Annotated in this window: 19 protein-coding genes and 1 pseudogene; 11 read left to right on the plus strand and 9 right to left on the minus strand. The window is 39.7% G+C overall.

From position 1 onward, the window contains the following. Positions 1 to 257 precede the first annotated feature (257 nt). Positions 258 to 863 (plus strand): DUF3038 domain-containing protein, encoded by a 606-nt coding sequence (locus tag RMY63_RS00075; protein WP_069069205.1) that lies wholly within the window; start codon positions 258 to 260, stop codon positions 861 to 863. Positions 864 to 903: 40 nt separating this feature from the next. Here the strand turns inward: RMY63_RS00075 and RMY63_RS00080 are convergent, their stop codons facing one another. Beyond that, positions 904 to 1,062: a hypothetical protein gene (locus RMY63_RS00080; RefSeq protein ID WP_322726734.1), complete on the minus strand. Its 159-nt coding sequence runs from the start codon at positions 1,060 to 1,062 to the stop codon at positions 904 to 906. Positions 1,063 to 1,104: 42 nt separating this feature from the next. Here RMY63_RS00080 and RMY63_RS00085 point away from each other — a divergent pair, with 42 nt between their 5' ends. Together RMY63_RS00085 and RMY63_RS00090 are read left to right on the plus strand one after the other, a co-directional pair. After that, a complete protein-coding gene (locus RMY63_RS00085) occupies positions 1,105 to 2,703 on the plus strand; it encodes a DUF4335 domain-containing protein (RefSeq protein ID WP_322726735.1) in 1,599 nt (532 codons plus the stop codon). Between the two features lie 275 nt (positions 2,704 to 2,978). Continuing rightward, the gene (locus RMY63_RS00090) at positions 2,979 to 3,263 is read left to right on the plus strand and encodes a YiaA/YiaB family inner membrane protein (RefSeq protein WP_094348435.1); all 285 of its coding nucleotides are present in this window, start codon (positions 2,979 to 2,981) and stop codon (positions 3,261 to 3,263) included. A 126-nt stretch (positions 3,264 to 3,389) separates the two neighbouring features. On the opposite strand, the gene RMY63_RS00095 is transcribed toward RMY63_RS00090, so the two are convergent. Genes RMY63_RS00095 through RMY63_RS00105 form a run of 3 tightly spaced genes read right to left on the minus strand, consistent with a single transcriptional unit; the run spans position 3,390 to position 4,486 of the window. After that, positions 3,390 to 3,851, minus strand: a complete 462-nt coding sequence (locus RMY63_RS00095) for a ferredoxin (RefSeq protein WP_322726736.1) — start codon at positions 3,849 to 3,851, stop codon at positions 3,390 to 3,392. Further along, positions 3,851 to 4,237 (minus strand): DUF1257 domain-containing protein, encoded by a 387-nt coding sequence (locus RMY63_RS00100; protein ID WP_322726737.1) that lies wholly within the window; start codon positions 4,235 to 4,237, stop codon positions 3,851 to 3,853. Before RMY63_RS00100 ends, RMY63_RS00095 begins: the two co-directional genes overlap by 1 nt. 39 nt (positions 4,238 to 4,276) lie before the next feature. After that, on the minus strand, positions 4,277 to 4,486 hold the full coding sequence (locus tag RMY63_RS00105; RefSeq protein ID WP_073643060.1) for a DUF2997 domain-containing protein: 210 nt from the start codon (positions 4,484 to 4,486) through the stop codon (positions 4,277 to 4,279). A 570-nt stretch (positions 4,487 to 5,056) separates the two neighbouring features. On the opposite strand from RMY63_RS00105, the gene RMY63_RS00110 reads away from it, so the two are divergent. Together RMY63_RS00110 and RMY63_RS00115 are read left to right on the plus strand one after the other, a co-directional pair. Further along, the gene (locus tag RMY63_RS00110) at positions 5,057 to 5,602 is read left to right on the plus strand and encodes a protein-tyrosine phosphatase family protein (protein ID WP_322726738.1); all 546 of its coding nucleotides are present in this window, start codon (positions 5,057 to 5,059) and stop codon (positions 5,600 to 5,602) included. A 44-nt stretch (positions 5,603 to 5,646) separates the two neighbouring features. Continuing rightward, positions 5,647 to 6,336 (plus strand): SAM-dependent methyltransferase, encoded by a 690-nt coding sequence (locus tag RMY63_RS00115; protein WP_322726739.1) that lies wholly within the window; start codon positions 5,647 to 5,649, stop codon positions 6,334 to 6,336. Positions 6,337 to 6,413: 77 nt separating this feature from the next. Here the strand turns inward: RMY63_RS00115 and RMY63_RS00120 are convergent, their stop codons facing one another. Both RMY63_RS00120 and RMY63_RS00125 read right to left on the minus strand, forming a co-directional pair. Then, positions 6,414 to 6,737, minus strand: coding sequence for a type II toxin-antitoxin system PemK/MazF family toxin (locus RMY63_RS00120; protein WP_322726740.1), 324 nt, complete (start codon positions 6,735 to 6,737; stop codon positions 6,414 to 6,416). Then, the gene (locus tag RMY63_RS00125; protein ID WP_322726741.1) at positions 6,731 to 6,991 is read right to left on the minus strand and encodes an AbrB/MazE/SpoVT family DNA-binding domain-containing protein; all 261 of its coding nucleotides are present in this window, start codon (positions 6,989 to 6,991) and stop codon (positions 6,731 to 6,733) included. Before RMY63_RS00125 ends, RMY63_RS00120 begins: the two co-directional genes overlap by 7 nt. 518 nt (positions 6,992 to 7,509) lie before the next feature. Here RMY63_RS00125 and RMY63_RS00130 point away from each other — a divergent pair. Beyond that, positions 7,510 to 8,319 (plus strand): prohibitin family protein, encoded by an 810-nt coding sequence (locus RMY63_RS00130; RefSeq protein ID WP_322726742.1) that lies wholly within the window; start codon positions 7,510 to 7,512, stop codon positions 8,317 to 8,319. A gap of 338 nt (positions 8,320 to 8,657) precedes the next feature. On the opposite strand, the gene RMY63_RS00135 is transcribed toward RMY63_RS00130, so the two are convergent. After that, positions 8,658 to 9,119 (minus strand): hypothetical protein, encoded by a 462-nt coding sequence (locus RMY63_RS00135; RefSeq protein ID WP_322726743.1) that lies wholly within the window; start codon positions 9,117 to 9,119, stop codon positions 8,658 to 8,660. A gap of 499 nt (positions 9,120 to 9,618) precedes the next feature. On the opposite strand from RMY63_RS00135, the gene RMY63_RS00140 reads away from it, so the two are divergent. Then, positions 9,619 to 9,891 carry a hypothetical protein gene (locus RMY63_RS00140; RefSeq protein ID WP_322726744.1) on the plus strand — a complete coding sequence of 91 codons (273 nt, stop codon included), beginning with the start codon at positions 9,619 to 9,621 and terminating at the stop codon, positions 9,889 to 9,891. A 4-nt stretch (positions 9,892 to 9,895) separates the two neighbouring features. Here RMY63_RS00140 and nagA read toward each other — a convergent pair whose 3' ends face one another. Continuing rightward, positions 9,896 to 11,101, minus strand: a complete 1,206-nt coding sequence (gene nagA / locus RMY63_RS00145) for an N-acetylglucosamine-6-phosphate deacetylase (protein WP_322727030.1) — start codon at positions 11,099 to 11,101, stop codon at positions 9,896 to 9,898. 159 nt (positions 11,102 to 11,260) lie between these two features. Between nagA and purE the strand changes: the two genes are divergently transcribed. From purE to RMY63_RS00165, 4 genes are all read left to right on the plus strand, one after another. After that, on the plus strand, positions 11,261 to 11,779 hold the full coding sequence (purE, locus tag RMY63_RS00150; protein ID WP_322726745.1) for a 5-(carboxyamino)imidazole ribonucleotide mutase: 519 nt from the start codon (positions 11,261 to 11,263) through the stop codon (positions 11,777 to 11,779). A 109-nt stretch (positions 11,780 to 11,888) separates the two neighbouring features. Further along, on the plus strand, positions 11,889 to 12,188 hold the full coding sequence (locus tag RMY63_RS00155; RefSeq protein ID WP_322726746.1) for a putative quinol monooxygenase: 300 nt from the start codon (positions 11,889 to 11,891) through the stop codon (positions 12,186 to 12,188). A 292-nt stretch (positions 12,189 to 12,480) separates the two neighbouring features. Then, positions 12,481 to 13,260 (plus strand): class II glutamine amidotransferase, encoded by a 780-nt coding sequence (locus RMY63_RS00160; RefSeq protein WP_322726747.1) that lies wholly within the window; start codon positions 12,481 to 12,483, stop codon positions 13,258 to 13,260. Positions 13,261 to 13,695: 435 nt separating this feature from the next. Further along, on the plus strand, positions 13,696 to 14,469 hold the full coding sequence (locus tag RMY63_RS00165; protein WP_322726748.1) for a sulfite exporter TauE/SafE family protein: 774 nt from the start codon (positions 13,696 to 13,698) through the stop codon (positions 14,467 to 14,469). A 75-nt stretch (positions 14,470 to 14,544) separates the two neighbouring features. Here the strand turns inward: RMY63_RS00165 and RMY63_RS00170 are convergent. After that, positions 14,545 to 15,689: pseudogene (locus RMY63_RS00170) on the minus strand (sulfate ABC transporter substrate-binding protein). Between the last annotated feature and the right edge of the window lie 484 nt (positions 15,690 to 16,173).

A 16,173-nucleotide genomic window follows, 5' to 3' on the forward strand; every position in this document is an offset into this window, starting at 1 on the left:
GCATTTAAAACAATAGTTTATTTATACTCTGATACGGAGTTAACAGCGAAAGTCGGGAAAACCTTAATTAGAATTGATAATTTTTTACTTTGTCGAAAATAAATTTTCCTCTAGAGTAGGACAAAGATACCTACTGTTTACCACATAAAAAAGCTAGCTGAAGCCTCTGGCTCGTAGCTATGGGAAACCAAGCTTGATTCTTAAGAGTCTGGTTTCAAAATGGGTAACAGCAACATCCTCTATCAGCTCGATCACCTATGCTAAAAGTTATGCACTCGGCCGCCAACTCAGCCACTCCAAATTCCCAGTGGGAGGATTTAATCAAGCTTCCAGCCCCAAACACAGTTCAATGGGACAATATCAAAACCCAATTAGACTTGGTGCTGTTGGCGCTAGAAACCTTAACTGGGATTGGTTCAGAGGCAATGCTTTCGGCGGCAACCGATCTGAATTTAGAGTCAAGAGTGCCAGACCGCGTAGCTTTATGGCGATTGCGCCAATCAAATCCTCTACGCAAAGGTCAAGGAGGGCGAAAAAAGCTAGATGTCGAAGAAGCGCGATCGCTTGTTTTGATTATCTGCTATCTAGCCAAACAGCACCAGGAATTGATTCGCCGTGCTGTCGGTCTGTTAGAACAAATGGCAGAAAATAACCGGGAACCTCACCAGGCTGCTTTACTTGGAGACTATATTGATGCTTTTTGCAACACCTACCAAGAGCGGATGGAAGAGGACGAGCAAATCTCAACGGATTTACTAACCAACCTGGCCCTAAAACTGCTTGTAGATTTACTTTTTTACAGCGCTCCTGGTGGGCATCGCCGTCTCTGGCTAGCACTTATAGACCGTTCAACAAAATTTTAGATTTGAAATTCTTCAACCAAAATTCGTTTTGAAAAGTTTGCTAGGTAAGGATTCCTTTTTGATGGTCATTAGCTCTTGGCAATGCACTATCAGCAATGCTTCCTCCTTGCACGCCAGTTTGAATAACGGAAGGAACCTGACAAATTTCTGAGTGGAAAAATCCACCGTTCCAACTTTTCTTTGCAAGCAACTGGCTCAATTTTTGCAAAATCCCAATATAGTCTTCTTCGCAGTTCCTGTCATGCCTCTATCAAATTCTGTTATTCGTTGCTACACACCACCGACTTGCACGCTAGAAGTATTCGCGCAAAGCTCATCTCTGTCTCGTTGGATGGGGAAAACTGTCCTCAAACATCTGAGTTTTGAGCTACGTTTTGACGATCCTCGACTACCAGAAGAACACAGAGTTCCAATTCGGGGCGATCGCGAGCAACTCGAAGCTTTATGTGATGCTGTCACCAACTATGTACAGCAATTCCTCCAACAGTCTCCAGAAAGCTTTTGGGTCAGTTTCTCCAGTACCCAAAAGTCAAGCACAGCACTGGATGAGCCGGAATTAAAGTCTTCAACAAAAACATTAAATGCCTTTAGTGACCAGATTCCAGGGGCAAATATCTACCTAGAACCAAGCAGCTATTTAACTCACAACCTATTTCTCGGTTCTCTTGCCAACCATTCATCTGGCCCCGTAATTCAACTCAGTTTGCTGCAACTATTCGATTTGGCAAGTGCTTTAGATGAATACTCAACTGATGTCATGGCACTTCCAACTCTCAACAGCACGAGTTCGACTCTGAGGTTCCCTGCTTGGGCACCTGTTGCCGCAGTTTTAGTATTAGGTATAGGTTTTTTACCAGTTACTTGGCAATATGCTAACAATATTAGAGAAAAGCAACAGCAGACAGCCAAAACATCAGATTCAGCAGTAAAGACTGCTCTAGAACCTTCATCCTCACTAAACTTTCCCACGCCTGAACCTGGGCTAACCTCTCCATCAAATAATTTGCTAGGTTCTACCCCTCCACTTTCCACATCCATTTTACCCCAAGCACCTCTAACAGCCCCTAGTTCTAGTAGTTTCTCTCCACCGCCACCAAATACATTGACAATACCTCAAGGGACGACTGCAACCCTTCCTAGTAATCGAGCGATTGCACCATCCAGCAAAATGCCAGGCCAGGAAATTGCCATATTACCAAATCCTGGACAGAATCCAACCGGGTCAAGTCCCCAAGCCGGTGCTATCCCTCAACTGCGGAATTTGCCACCCAGACTATCTTCTAACGCCAGTAGCTTACCAACTAATATCTCACCAGTCCTTCCTCCATCTCTTGACACCATACCCAATAATAATCGTGTCAATACCCCAACCCAACCCTCCCCACTAACCTCACAACAGCTAGACGAAAGAATCCGCTCCTTACAGCAATCTTCTGTTGGAGAGAAACCTACTTCACAACTTCCCTCCTCTAGAACTGCTGCTAATAATCCATTTATCGATCAATTAGGGGACACAGGTAAAAACCCCACATCTAGAGAAGTAGCTACTGGCACATTATTTGACACACCTCAAATAGCAGAAGCTAGAGAATACATAACAAAGCGTTGGCAACCACCTACTGGACTGGGACAAACATTAGAGTACAGTTTGATAGTTGGTGTTGACGGCGCAATTGAACGAATTTTTCCCCTTAATAAGGCAGCAAGAGAATTCGTTGATAACGCTGGGATGCCTGAAGTTGGTAAACCTTTTGTTTCCGCCAATAAAAGTGGACAAAATGTCAGAATTCGAGTTGTTCTCAGTCCTGATGGCAAGGTACAGACTTTTCCAGATGAATAAGTAAACTTATCTTTTTAATGCCACTTGTAAAACTGGTACAGATATTGTGCCAGTTTTTACTTATAAAATTGCTCTTAAGCTTACCTGTTGAAGTCCAGTTATGAAACTGGTCTTACTATTAATACCAGTAAACCTACCAATAAATATAATTACTCTTAATATCAATTCTCCAAAACTAAATTATAGATATAAGTCTGGAAACTCAGATGAAATCTTACGCTTTTTAATTACAAATCAAGAATTGATCTTAATAAATCATATCAAAGGTAGGAAATATGCAAACAATTGGTACCCAAAAAGACAGTGCAGCTTGGGTTATTCAAACTTGGGCAGCTTTTGTGATTTCTATTTCTATGACCACCTTCGGCATTGTAAACTTACCTGTAAATGGCTGGGTGAAAGGCTTTATGGGTATGGGTATGGCTTTCTCTGTTGGCTCAACTTTTACTTTGGCAAAAACTACTAGAGACTTGCATGAAACTAGAAGATTAACTGCTAGGTTAGACGAGGCAAAAGTAGAAAAATTACTTTCACAACACGATCCTCTAAATTTCAAATGAAGCAAGTTAACCCTTACAGGGAATTTCAAATTCCAAATTATCCCTGCATCAGAAATTAACTACATAACCAAAAACAAAAGGACTGGATATACCAGTCCTTTATTATATTGATTTAACGTTTTTATCTTAATAACGGGATTTTTTGTTTTTTAACTTTTGCTTTTTACGCCGATATTCGCTAGCAGCAACTGCATATTCCACCGGATAACCCACTATAGGAATTACCTGATATTTGCGCTCGTCTTCTAACTTTCTCAGTTCAGTGTAATCAACCCAATGAATGCAATCAACCGGACAAGTGTCAATTGCTTCTTGGATAATTTCCTCAGCGTCCCCATCTTGCCGAACCACGCGCGATCGCCCGTAATCTGGTTCAATATAAAAAGTGTTACGGGCAACATGAGCGCAATGCTTGCAACCAATACAGGTGATTTCATCAACATAAACACCATTTTGGCGTAGTACACCACCCAATTCCGGTTCTAAACCAGAACGTTCTGGGGCATCCCGTAAAAAACCCCCTAATTCTGGTTCCAAACCGGAACGGTTATCTTCTTGCTCTTCCGGCGACGGCAGAAAATCAGACATTACGCACTCCAGCGCTGTACTACCAGGCGAATTGAACCATCTTTATTTTTTTGTTGTTCAGAGACTTGAAAACCAACACGAGCGGTTTCTTTCACAACTGTTTGATAAGCATAGCGCTGTGTTACTTGGCGCAAAAATCCATCTACAGAAAGGTTTTGCTGCCAATATTGCAAGTCAGCCACCAATTCATATTCTTTGCCATTCCATCTAAAACCGATGTCATAGCCATTTTCCTGCTCAATACTAACTTCCGCAGGATGGGTTTGACCGCGATAGCCACGGACTTCGCGTGGGCCGGGTTTCCAGTCTACGCCCAATTCAGTCAAAGCATCTTTCAAAGAATCAAGGTTACGGATTTGAGTCTTAATTTGGCTAAAGTGTGACATGGTGGTTTGAATTAAATGACACTAAACTACTGTGAAAACTTACCAATCGCTGTAAGTGGTGTGCGTATTCGCCACGTTCGATTGCTGCACCTTCGCGGCGAAGTATTCTGAGGTTGGCTCATTTTTAAGTACTTGCCCCAGCTGCGCCTCTATTGCTGCTGTAACCTCAGCGCAAGAAGCACCCACAATGCCAGTGACTTTCTCTTGTACCCGACCGTCTGGATAGATTATGAACTCTAATGTCTCCATTCTTTTGGCCAACCAGGATAAGTACGCTTAAATTGTACTGCCTTAGCAGAAGGCTACAAATATAGCCGTAGGAACATATTTAGATACAAACTTGCCATTTGTTAACTAATGTTCCATGTTTCAACATATATATCTCATAATCTTTACAAAACTTATTAATATTATAAGTACAGACATCAGTATTTAGTTAGTTTCTCTTAACCTCATTGATTAGTCAAGCTAACAACTGGAGTTAGCGAAGTAAGCTGCAAAAGTCCTAAAAATAAGCATTAGAGGTCGTATGGCCAGCAAAGCAATTCACAAAAATATAAAATTTATTGAAAAACTTTATTCTTAGCATTCGATCTACCTTATTATTCTCCAGGTAGGTTTGATGTAGCGCAGTCTCAGCCGACAACAAGATAGTGGGGTATACCTACGTAGGCATTGCATTAAGTGTTTGATTAGTAACTTTAGCTTGTATTGGGTGTAAAGGGATTTTTAGACTGCGTTCGCCCAAAGCGTTGGCGCAGCCATCGCTATTTTCTGCCATTGGTGAGATTTACGAACCTTGACTCTAGACAGTTAAATATGTACAAGTTTGCCCCCGCGTGGGAGAAAGAGCAAATAGTCTTTGGTGCTGCGCGACCTGGATACACTGATAAGAATGTTCAGGATTGGATAGAATTCATGAAGCGCCAAAATATCAAGGGTGTTTGCTGTCTTCTTGATGAACAACAGCTAGCTTTTTACTCCGATCTTCTAAACATATATAAAGATGAATTTGGGAATAAGCTAGTTTGTTGGGCACCAATTAGAGATTTCCATTTATCTGATTTAGAAACCCTCACACAAAAAATACTTCCTTTATTAATAGAAGCTGATAAACAAAATGAGAAAGTTGTTGTACACTGTTCTGGTGGAATTGGACGTACTGGACATGTGTTAGCGGCATGGCTAGTTAGTGTCCGAGGATTATCAAATCAAGCTGCAATAAATGCTGTAAAAAGAACAGGTAGAAATCCTTACAAAGCTGCGATCGCTGCTGTGTTTAGAGGTAGAAATCCCTTGACAGTTGTAAAAGAACTTGACGTGCTTCTGAATGATTGCGGTTTCGCAGTGAATAAAACATTTTAAGTTACTCTTATCCTCTTTAATCAGTCTATTTACGAGGTAAATCTATGGCAATGATTTTAGATAAAGTAGTTCCTTTTGGGAGGTCAATGGATGAATATATAAAAATATTCAATTTAACAAATGCAGATTTAAATAAAAGCATCATTGGGATTGGGGATGGGCCAGCAAGCTTTAATGCAGAAATGACACGTCAGGGTAAAAGTGTTATTTCTGTTGATCCACTGTACCAATTTTCCGGTGATGAAATATTGCAAAGGTTTAATGAAGTTGTAGATAACATCATTAACCAAGTCAAGGCTACATCGAATGATTGGGTATGGAGCTATCATAAATCCCCAGACGATTTGCGATACAATAGAGTCAAAGTTATTCAAGAATTTCTGTCTGATTATGAAACTGGCAAAAATAGCAACAGATACACAGTCGGTGAATTGCCAAAATTGGCTTATGATAATCAAGAATTTGATATAGCTCTTTGTTCGCATTTATTATTTTTATATTCAGACCATCTTGATTACGATTTTCATCTAAATTCAGTAGGTGAGATGTTGCGTATTGCTAAAGAAGTCCGAATATTTCCCCTTTTAACTTTAATGTGGAAACATTCACAACATTTAGATGAAATAGTTAAATATTACACTTCAAAGGGTTATAACATAGATATTCAAAAGGTTGAATACGAACTACAGCCTGGTGGAAACAAGATGTTAAAGATAACCAGAGATATTATATAATTCGAATTCATATAGAATTGGTATAACCATTGCGATGGAGTCTCATAACCATCAGGTGTATAGAATTATTAAGCATATTATTCAGCAAACATTTCAGCTAAGGTATCTAAAACTGCTTTTTGTTCGTCAGAGTCAATCTGACATAGCTTTTTGACTAATAGATTTTTGTCAACTGTACGAATTTGATCCAGAACTATTTGCCCATCCTTGCCCTGAAATTGACAAGCAACACGAGTCGGATAAGACTGTCCTTTAGTTGTCATCGGAGCAACAATAACCGTGGCAATATATTTGTTCATCTCATCTGGTGAAATTACTACACAGGGTCTTGTCTTCTGAATCTCACTGCCAATTGTCGGGTCGAGATTAACCAAAAACACATCAAATCGATTGACTACCACTCCCACTCTAAATGCTCCCACTCTGTAGTTATCGGATCATTGAACAGTGTATCGTTGTGTTGCTTCGCCATAGTTGCAAATGCTTCCTCCCACCCCTGACGCGATTGAGAGGCAGCACGGACAATTAGGTGACAATCTTGAATTTCAATTTCTACCTCTTCACCAATACCACTTTGTTCCAACAGAAGTTTTGGAATACGGATACCTTGAGAGTTCCCGATTTTAACAATACGGGTTCTAATTGCTGTTCTCATGAGGATATTTATCCTTTTTTGTAATTACATTGTGATTACTAAAAAGGATTTTGTCAACAAATGCTCAATTTTTGGATCATCTTTAATGCGATGCCGAAGGCAGTAAACTACGCGCTTTCAAGTATATGTGTAGTATGCGTAGGCTTAGATAAATCCAAGCATTCCTCTCAGCATGACCATCGCTGATGCTCCGTTTCTGCAAGGATAATCTGAGATAAAAAACAATAAATAGCTTTAGTATAGTCTTGAAGTATGCCAACAATTTTAAGAATTGGTGTCTACCGCTTCTACTTTTACAGCCATGATCTTAATGAGGTGTCGAAACTACATTCCGTCCCTGGAAGAAAGGCGATCCGATTATCGAATCTACTGGTGTCTATCGGCTGAATAATGGGCAGTTGCTATTAAGTCAAAAATGTTCTTAATTTTGGATAAAGTCGAGCTAAAATCATGACGGAAAGAAGCCTATAACTCCTAAATATGTGTCTTTATACAAGATGCATACATGGTTCACACACATGATAAAAATTACAAATTTCAACAGTGCCGGTAAACTGACCGCTTTTTTGTTCCTGATAACTCTCTTTCTCACCCCTTGTGTGATTGTAAATGCAGGAGAACGTGGTGTATTAATGAAATTTGGCGAAGTACAAAACCAGATATTAGGAGAAGGACTTCACTTAATTATTCCTGTAGTCAATACTGTGAAAAAGTTGAGTATTCGAGTCCAAAAACAGGAAATTTCTGCTGAGGCTTCTTCTAAAGATTTACAAAATGTTTTCGCCGATATAGCCCTCAACTGGCATATTATTCCCCAGGAAGCAAATGCCCTTTTTCAGGAAATTGGAGATGAACAAAATGTAGTTATTCGGATTATTAGCCCAGCCGTTGAAGAAGTACTCAAAGCAGTAATAGCAAAGTATACTGCTGAAGAAATTATTACTAAACGAGGAGAAGTCAAAAGTGGAGTAGATAATGCATTGTCCACACGACTGGGTAGCTATCACGTTACTGTTGATGATATTTCTCTAGTCCATGTGCATTTTTCAGAACGATTTGGTGAGGCGGTGGAGGCAAAACAGATTGCTGAACAAGAAGCAAAACGAGCAGAGTTTATTGCACTGAAAGCAACAAAAGAGGCTGAGGCAAAAGTTAATTTAGCCAAAGGAGAGGCTGAGGCACACAGATTATTACGTGATGGTTTAACTCCAGAAATTCTACAAAGGCAAGCAATAGAAAAATGGAATGGTAAGTTGCCATTAATTGTAAGTAAGGAGCCTCCAAAATTGTTGAATTTAAGTGAATTTTTAAAATTTGACGAAAATTGATCTTCTTGCTAGCTGATTTGCTCTCCATCCAAAGACTTAGAACCAAGATTTCTTGAATAAGTCAGTTTTTTTGGTCGTAACTCCTCCATCTATTGCTATATCTGCTATAGCAATCCGATTTGATTCAGAGAATTACTCGTAGAGACCGGGGACTGGGGACTGGGGATGGTGGGGCCCCCTCTGGGGATAAGGGGTAATGGGGACTGGGAAGAAGGAATAAAGGTGTACTGAGTGTTTTTCAAAAATCAAATATGAGTCCTATATATCTATATATATAGTATAGGTGGATAGATATGCACCCATACTATCGATTCCTTGTAGAAAAGTGATAAACTAAATTAACTGTTGAAGAATAAAATAGGAGAATCAAGAATCTTCAACTGGATCAACAGCATAATCAATAGGGTATAAACTGTCGAAGAAATTAAACCTGTGAATAATTCTTTTTTGAGGTTATGCTCTTGAGGCTCTTTTTGAAAAATGTCCTTAGAACCGAATTGCATCAAGAGAATTCCCACAATATTAGAGAGCCAGTATCCGATAATTGAACAAGGTAGAAGCAATTTTGGGGAAAGTAAACTACATGCATACCCCAAACCATAAGCTATTGGCAAATTGAATAGTAAGTCATTCCACCAACATAATGGTGATAATAAATATCCTAGTACTAGAAAAAATCCACCTCTGAGTTTTTTGAAAATGTCTTTTTTGATCTCTACTGGTGTAAACTGTTGTAATTGCTCTAGTCCTGTGTCTCTTGTTACATTCAACTCTTGACTAACGTTTTGGACGCTTTCCATAAAAAAACCACTATTCCTATCGTCTTAGTGTAGTTTAATATATAAACTAAATTAATGTCTAGTACACGAGTGATGACATTTTGGCTTTTTAATGCTGAAAGTTTTACCACTGCATAGTCTCAGCAAAATTGTAAAAAGCAAAATTGAGTTTAAATCAACTGCAACTTCACGATATCTGAATTTCTGCTAGAGACACATCAGTTAGTTCGCTTCTTGCAGAATCTAGGTTTTTCCTTGAATATCTGAGTGAGATAGAACAATTTATACACAATTGAGACAATCAACGCTATTTATCTGCTAAATGAGTTTCAAAATAAATATATATCTTCGTAAATCATAGCACACGATGAGTTCCAAGACCGATACTGCAATAGCCAGAGCCTTATTAGGTTGGGGTGAATATTGAGTTGCAAAATTTTTATGTTTTTGCATATCGCAGGGGCAGAAATTTGAACTAATAATAGCTACAATAAAAGTGCTGAGGTATCTTAATCGAAAAATGACAGATTTAACTCCAAACAGCACCTTTTTAATAGTAGGAATTGTTTTTATAACGATTGCTGTCATCGGGCAATCTAAATTAGCTTTTATTGAAATCAATCCTGGTTGTTTTGGGAGAATTTTGGCTTTAATTATTGGTATTTCGATCCTATTATATGCTTTAGGACTACTCAATTTTTCAACAGTAAATCTGGATTTATTAAGAACTTCTCTGACAGAACAAATAAAACAGAGTGTAAGTTCAATTAATGACCTTTTGCAAGGTTCGTAATAGATCATAAATGGATGCAAAATTTGCTCAACAATCGCTGCCAAGCTAGTTCTTTTGTTGCTTCATCCCAATGCCACCGCAATAAATTAGCGGCTTGACTCTTGGCAATTCTAGGCAAACCAATCGCTTGTCTAGGTGCATCTGTAGCTAGTAAAATAGCGGTCTCTACATCACAAATCCCCCATTTTACCAAATTCTGCACTCCCACTAATAAGGGTAAAGTCGTCCCCGATAAAGTGCCATCGGCTAGTCGTGCTGTACCGTTTTGAACTCCAATTTGCCGACTGTCCCAAGGATAGATGCCATCGGGTAGCCCTAGAGGTGAAAGAGCATCGCTAACGAGGAACAGCCCTTTTTCTTGATAACTAGCGCGGAGTAATATTTGTAGCATCGTGGGCGAAACGTGTTCACCATCAGCAATAAAACCACACATGACATCAGGATGGGTAATTGCTGCGCCTAATAATCCTGGTTCGCGGTGATGCAATGGTGGCATGGCATTGAAAGCATGAGTTACCATCGTTGTACCGAGTTCAAAAGCAAGTTGCGCTTGGGCTGATGTTGCCTGAGAATGTCCTAAGCTAACGGTAATCCCTAAAGAACGCAAATATGGAATTACTTCGTTTGTGGGATCTAACTCCGGCGCTAGGGTGATGACTTTTACAACATGGGCATAATCACCCAAAACCCGCTTTACCTCGTCAATTGTTAAGGGTAACAAGTACTCTGCTGGGTGTGCGCCGCGCTTTTGGTAATTCAAAAATGGGCCTTCTAGATGTACGCCGAGAATCTTGGCAGATGATCTTACCCCCAACCCCTCTTTGTTGAGAGAGAGGGGAGTAAAATTAGCAATGACTGCTAGCGATCGCTGAATCTTTTCTACTGAAGTTGTCACAAGTGTCGGTAAAAATCCATCTACCCCGACATCCCACAAAAATTGTGTTATTTTCTGGAGTACATGAGCATTTTCAGCCGTTAAATCAGGAAATGCCAAACCCAACGCACCGTTAATTTGCAAATCAACGCCACCCAATGAAATCCAGTCACCTGCAACATCTATCACGGATGCACAGATGTCCTTCTCTACTGTACCCATTGGCAAGATTTGCTCAATTATGCCCTCTTGATTAACCAAGAGCATCTGCAAATCTTTGTAACCAGGTACTCTAGCATTGATAATATCTACAGGATTTTGTGTTGCTTGGGTCATCACACTGACGAGAAGATAGCTAAATCTGATTTTAGATGCAACTAACATCAATGAATCAATTCAAACAACGCCAATAGATGAGATGATGATCCGCATTACCTAGCTTCCATAAGCTAGCTCAAATAATTTTGAATTTTAAATTTTGAATTTTGAATTATTATGACTCCCCTAGTTGGTATTATCATGGGCAGCGATTCCGATTTGCCCACTATGAAAGATGCGATCGCAGTTTGTAAAGAATTTGGTGTTGAGAGCGAAGTGGCGATCGTTTCAGCTCACCGTACCCCAGAACGCATGGTACAATATGCTCAACTTGCACATCAACGCGGTATTAAGGTAATTATTGCAGGTGCCGGTGGTGCTGCCCATCTACCTGGAATGGTAGCGTCTTTAACTCCCCTTCCTGTGATCGGTGTTCCTGTACCCACTCGGAACTTACAAGGTGTAGATTCTTTGTATTCTATTTTACAGATGCCTGGTGGTATTCCTGTGGCAACAGTAGCGATCGGTAATGCCAAAAATGCCGGACTTTTAGCAGTACAAATCCTCGCAACTCATCAACCAGAATTGCTAGAAAAAGTGCAACAATATCGCCAAACCTTATGTGAATCTGTAATTGCCAAGCAAGCAAAACTAGAACAACTAGGCTATGAGCAATATTTACAGCAGATGTTTTAATAAATATTAATACCAGAGCAGCAGAAGAACAGAGGAGCAACGAAAGAATTTCTAACTCTTGACTTAAATGACCAATGACAAATGACAAATGACAAATAACAAATGACAAATGACAAACCAAACTATTCGCGTAGCTGCCCGTGTTATTGCTTTGCCTAACAAAGTAGAACAACTAAAAGCTGTACTGTTGGAATTGATTGAACCAAGCCGTCAGGAACCAGGTGCGATCAAGTATGAACTTTTGCAAAACCAGGACGACCCAACAGACTTTACTTTTGTAGAGGAGTGGACTTCTCATGAAGCCCTGAATACTCATCTAGATTCACCTGATTTCCAAGCGGGAGCAGCTAAACTTGAAGGTTTAGTGACTACTGCACCAGATATCCGCCGCTACCATCTTTTGGCATAGTGTCATCTTGCTAACTAGAAGCAGACTCTTTATGAAAAGAATAAGGTTGAAAACCTCGCCCCTTGTAGGCGATAGCTCCCTTGCTCCCTTGCTCCCTTAGTTGAAGCTTCACCCGCAAGTGGCGTGGTTTTTCTCCCCTGCTCCCCTGCTCCCTTGCTCCCCTGCTTTTCACTTTTGGGGATCATTTGGAATATCTCAGCCTTAAATTCTCAGATTGAAGCGATCGCTCCAGAATCAATGCAGCATTGTGAAGTATCTTGATCTTGAGACCTTAGTCAAAAATTGAGAGCTAATGTGCCAATTGCTCGGAATGAATTGCAATGTTCCAACGGATATTTGCTTTTCTTTTGAAGGGTTTTCTGCACGGGGAGGAAAAACGGATGACCATCGCGATGGTTGGGGTATTGCTTTCTTTGAAAGAAAGGGATGTCGAATGTTTTTAGATGCCCAACCTTCTGTTGCTTCTCCGGTAGCGGAGTTTGTGCGGAGTTATCCCATCCACTCAACCCATGTCATAGCCCATATCCGCAAAGCTACTCAGGGTGAAATTGCCCTGCACAACTGCCATCCTTTCCGCAGAGAATTGTGGGGTCAGTATTGGGTGTTTGCCCACAACGGTAATTTGCCAAATTTTGATCCAGAAAATTTGGGTTTTTATCAAGCCGTAGGTGACACCGATAGTGAAAAAGCATTCTGTATGATGCTAGAAACATTGCGATCGCGCTTTCCGAAAGGTAAGCCTGATATAAAGGAACTGTACTCTGTGCTGCAAGAAATTACTGCTGTAATTGCGAAAGTGGGTATATTTAATTACTTATTATCAGATGGAGAATACTTTTTTGCTTATTGCTCAACTAATCTCAGCTACATTATTCGCCAAGCGCCCTTTGCCGCTGCCCATTTAATTGACCAAGACATGACCGTAGATTTTCGGGAAGTGACTACTGAACGCGATCGCGTTGCTGTCATTGCTACCACACCCCTGACTGACAACGAAGTATGGACGAAAATCCAACCGGGAGAATTACTAGTTTTTCAGGATGGACTGCCCCTGAAATATGCATTCACTTAATAATAAGTAGTTAGTCGATTTCTCCCATTTAGATAATTTCTAGATGGGTTTTATTTTTTATGGTGTTCATATTGAGTAATTTATAGCTATTTCCAGATAAATAGGACTGTTAGAGCAAGTCTATTAATTTGCTTTTTCGTGAGAGGATCAGATCCTCGACTTCTTGAAGAAGTCGGGGATCTTTTTGTTACAGATGTATATCACTTTTGTAATTTACCAATTTATATAATTTTTTCCAACTTAGTTGTTACAAACTTATATAAAATACCGATTTTTTTGGTATAAAATTTATACCTTTACACTGAACTCTATCTATATTAAGATAGCCAATAAAATGCTGTAACTTATGCTAAACAAGAATTTCAGATATTTTTGTTTACTGCAAACATCATTACAAAAAATGTATTGCTAACAACATAAAAATAAAATTCTCTGATGAATGCTATCCAATTACTCCTCCTCATTGCAATTTTCTTTCTCACAAGTATCATAAGTGTCATTACAGGAAGTACTTCTTTAATTACCGTCCCTGTAATGTTGCAATTGAGTATTGAACCGCGTATTGCTCTTGCCACTAATATGTTGGCATTAACCTTTATGAGTGTTGGTGGTACATTACCTTTTATTGGTAAAAAAACAATTGACCGCAGTCGTTTGCCAATCCTGATTTCCCTAACGCTTTTAGGCTCAATTATTGGTGCATTACTTGTTTTAGTTGTACCATCAAAATCAATGCCTCTAATTATCTCAATTCTGATGATTGTGGTTGCCGTGTTTTCAATCACCAATCGGAAAGCTGGAATAGTTTCAAGAATAGGGAAACCATCACCAATAGCAGAAATTGGTGGATATGTGGCAACTTTTGTGCTTGGTGTTTATGGTGGTTTCTTTAGTGGTGGCTATGTCACTATGCTCACAGCAGCTTATGTCAGCCTATTTCGGATGACATTTGTACAGGCGGTAGCAAACACAAAATTTATCAACATTTTTTCTTCGCTGATTGCCACTATTATTTTCTTTACGCAGGGAATAGTTGATTACAAACTAGGTATTATTCTGAGTATCACTATGTTCATTGGTGGAATTGTCGGATCGCAGGTTGCCCTCAGACTTAGCAACTTCTGGTTACGGCGTATATTTCTCACCACAGTAATTGCTCTTGCACTCAAGACTTTATTTGATTTTGCTGTATATTCACCAAAAATCTAAATACTTAACAAGCTGTTCATAAAAATTGCACTTATGAACAGTTGTTGAATAAAAATCTAGATCAGAAAGGCGATATTAGCGTTGCCCACTTTGTATTTTGTCGAAGATTGCGCCGTCATCAAAAAACTTCTTCTGAACAGTATCCCAGCCTCCCAAGCTCTGAACGTTATAAAGCTTAGAAATTTTGGGAAATTTATTCTGTACTTCTTTTGTTACAGCAGAATTAACAGGTCGAAAACCAACTTTGGCAAACTCACGTTGAGCTTGTGAAGTAAAAAGAAACTTGACAAAAGCTTCCGAAACCTCTCTGGTGCGGTGCTTATCAACATTTTGATCCACAACTGCTACTGGGGCATCTATAGAAATGTTTACCTGGGGAACCACATAAGAAGGTGAAGTTTTTCCTTGTTGTGCTGCTAAGATAATCTCGTTTTCGTAGTTAAGCAGAACATCCCCTTGACCTTTTTTGTAAAAGACATCGCTTGATTCCCGCGCATCTTTAGGTAATATAACACAGGGACATTGCGAAAGACTTGGGTAACATAGTTAAGAGCTTGGGCTTCACTTCCACCATTTTTGGTGATTGCACCCCATAAAGCCAGGAAGTTCCACCTTGCACCTCCTGAAGTCTTGGGGTTGGCTGTAATCACCTTGACGCCTGGTTTGCTTAAATCACTCCAAGTTTGGATCTTTTTCGGATTACCTTCACGCGTTTCTAGGGCAACTACTGAGTGAGTCACAATTGAGTTATTTGGTGCTTTCTTCTCCCAACCTGGTTGAATCAGTCCGGCTTTTTCAATTTTTTTGGTATCCAAAGCCAGCGCCAAAGCTACAACATCTGCTTCTAACCCGTCAATTACTGCACGGGTTTGAGAGCCAGAACCACCATAGCTTTCCCGAATCGCTACATTTTGACCTTTTTCGCGTTTCCATTTCGCTACAAATTGAGGAATGATTTTCTGGTAAGCAGCTTTGGTGACTGCGTAGGAAGCTAGAGTTATTTCAACTGTCTTACCGCCTTGACTAATCAATTGAGGCTTCTGGTTAACAGAAATAGTTTTATTAGCGCTGCCCGCAGCATAAGCAGGAATAAGGACACTTAAGCTCAAGCCAGTTGCTAATAATAACGCAGAGGTTTTAGTTGAGGTGAGCTTTAATTGCAGAAATAGCTGTCTGCCTGGGCGGGAAACTTGTAACTTTTTGGCTTGCAGATGTGTCATGGAAGCTGAATGTTGTGTAGTTGCTTGAGCAAACAACGGTAATCCGGTCTAATTACCGTTGTTTAACTTGAGAAAGAGATTATCAGATTAATTCTCAAAATTCAACTATTTTTTATACTAAAAAGTTTTATTTCCACTCGGAAAACTCGTACTCAAAATATGTAATACCGATTATCTGTGAGCTTGTATAGAACCAGTTGCTCAAGCCTATTGTCTTACCAAGGTTGATTTTGTACAGTTTCAGACAGAACTGGTATAAAGTATCTGACTACTGTTTCATTGGAGCACGAGAGCAAGGGGAAATAAGCTATTAAATAGCAAGTTGCTTGATGTAATAGGTATCGAATTGCGATGCCTATGGCGGGCTGCGCCTACGCAACTTGATAGTTGAAAGTAAAAGTATTTGTAATTCCTCACAAAACTGGTAAAATCACCATATTCTTGATAAAGAATGTGAGGTTTTTTGGTGTTTGCAACTAGATAC

The organism is Nostoc sp. ChiQUE01b, from assembly GCF_034531255.1.
Lineage (GTDB): Bacteria > Cyanobacteriota > Cyanobacteriia > Cyanobacteriales > Nostocaceae > Nostoc.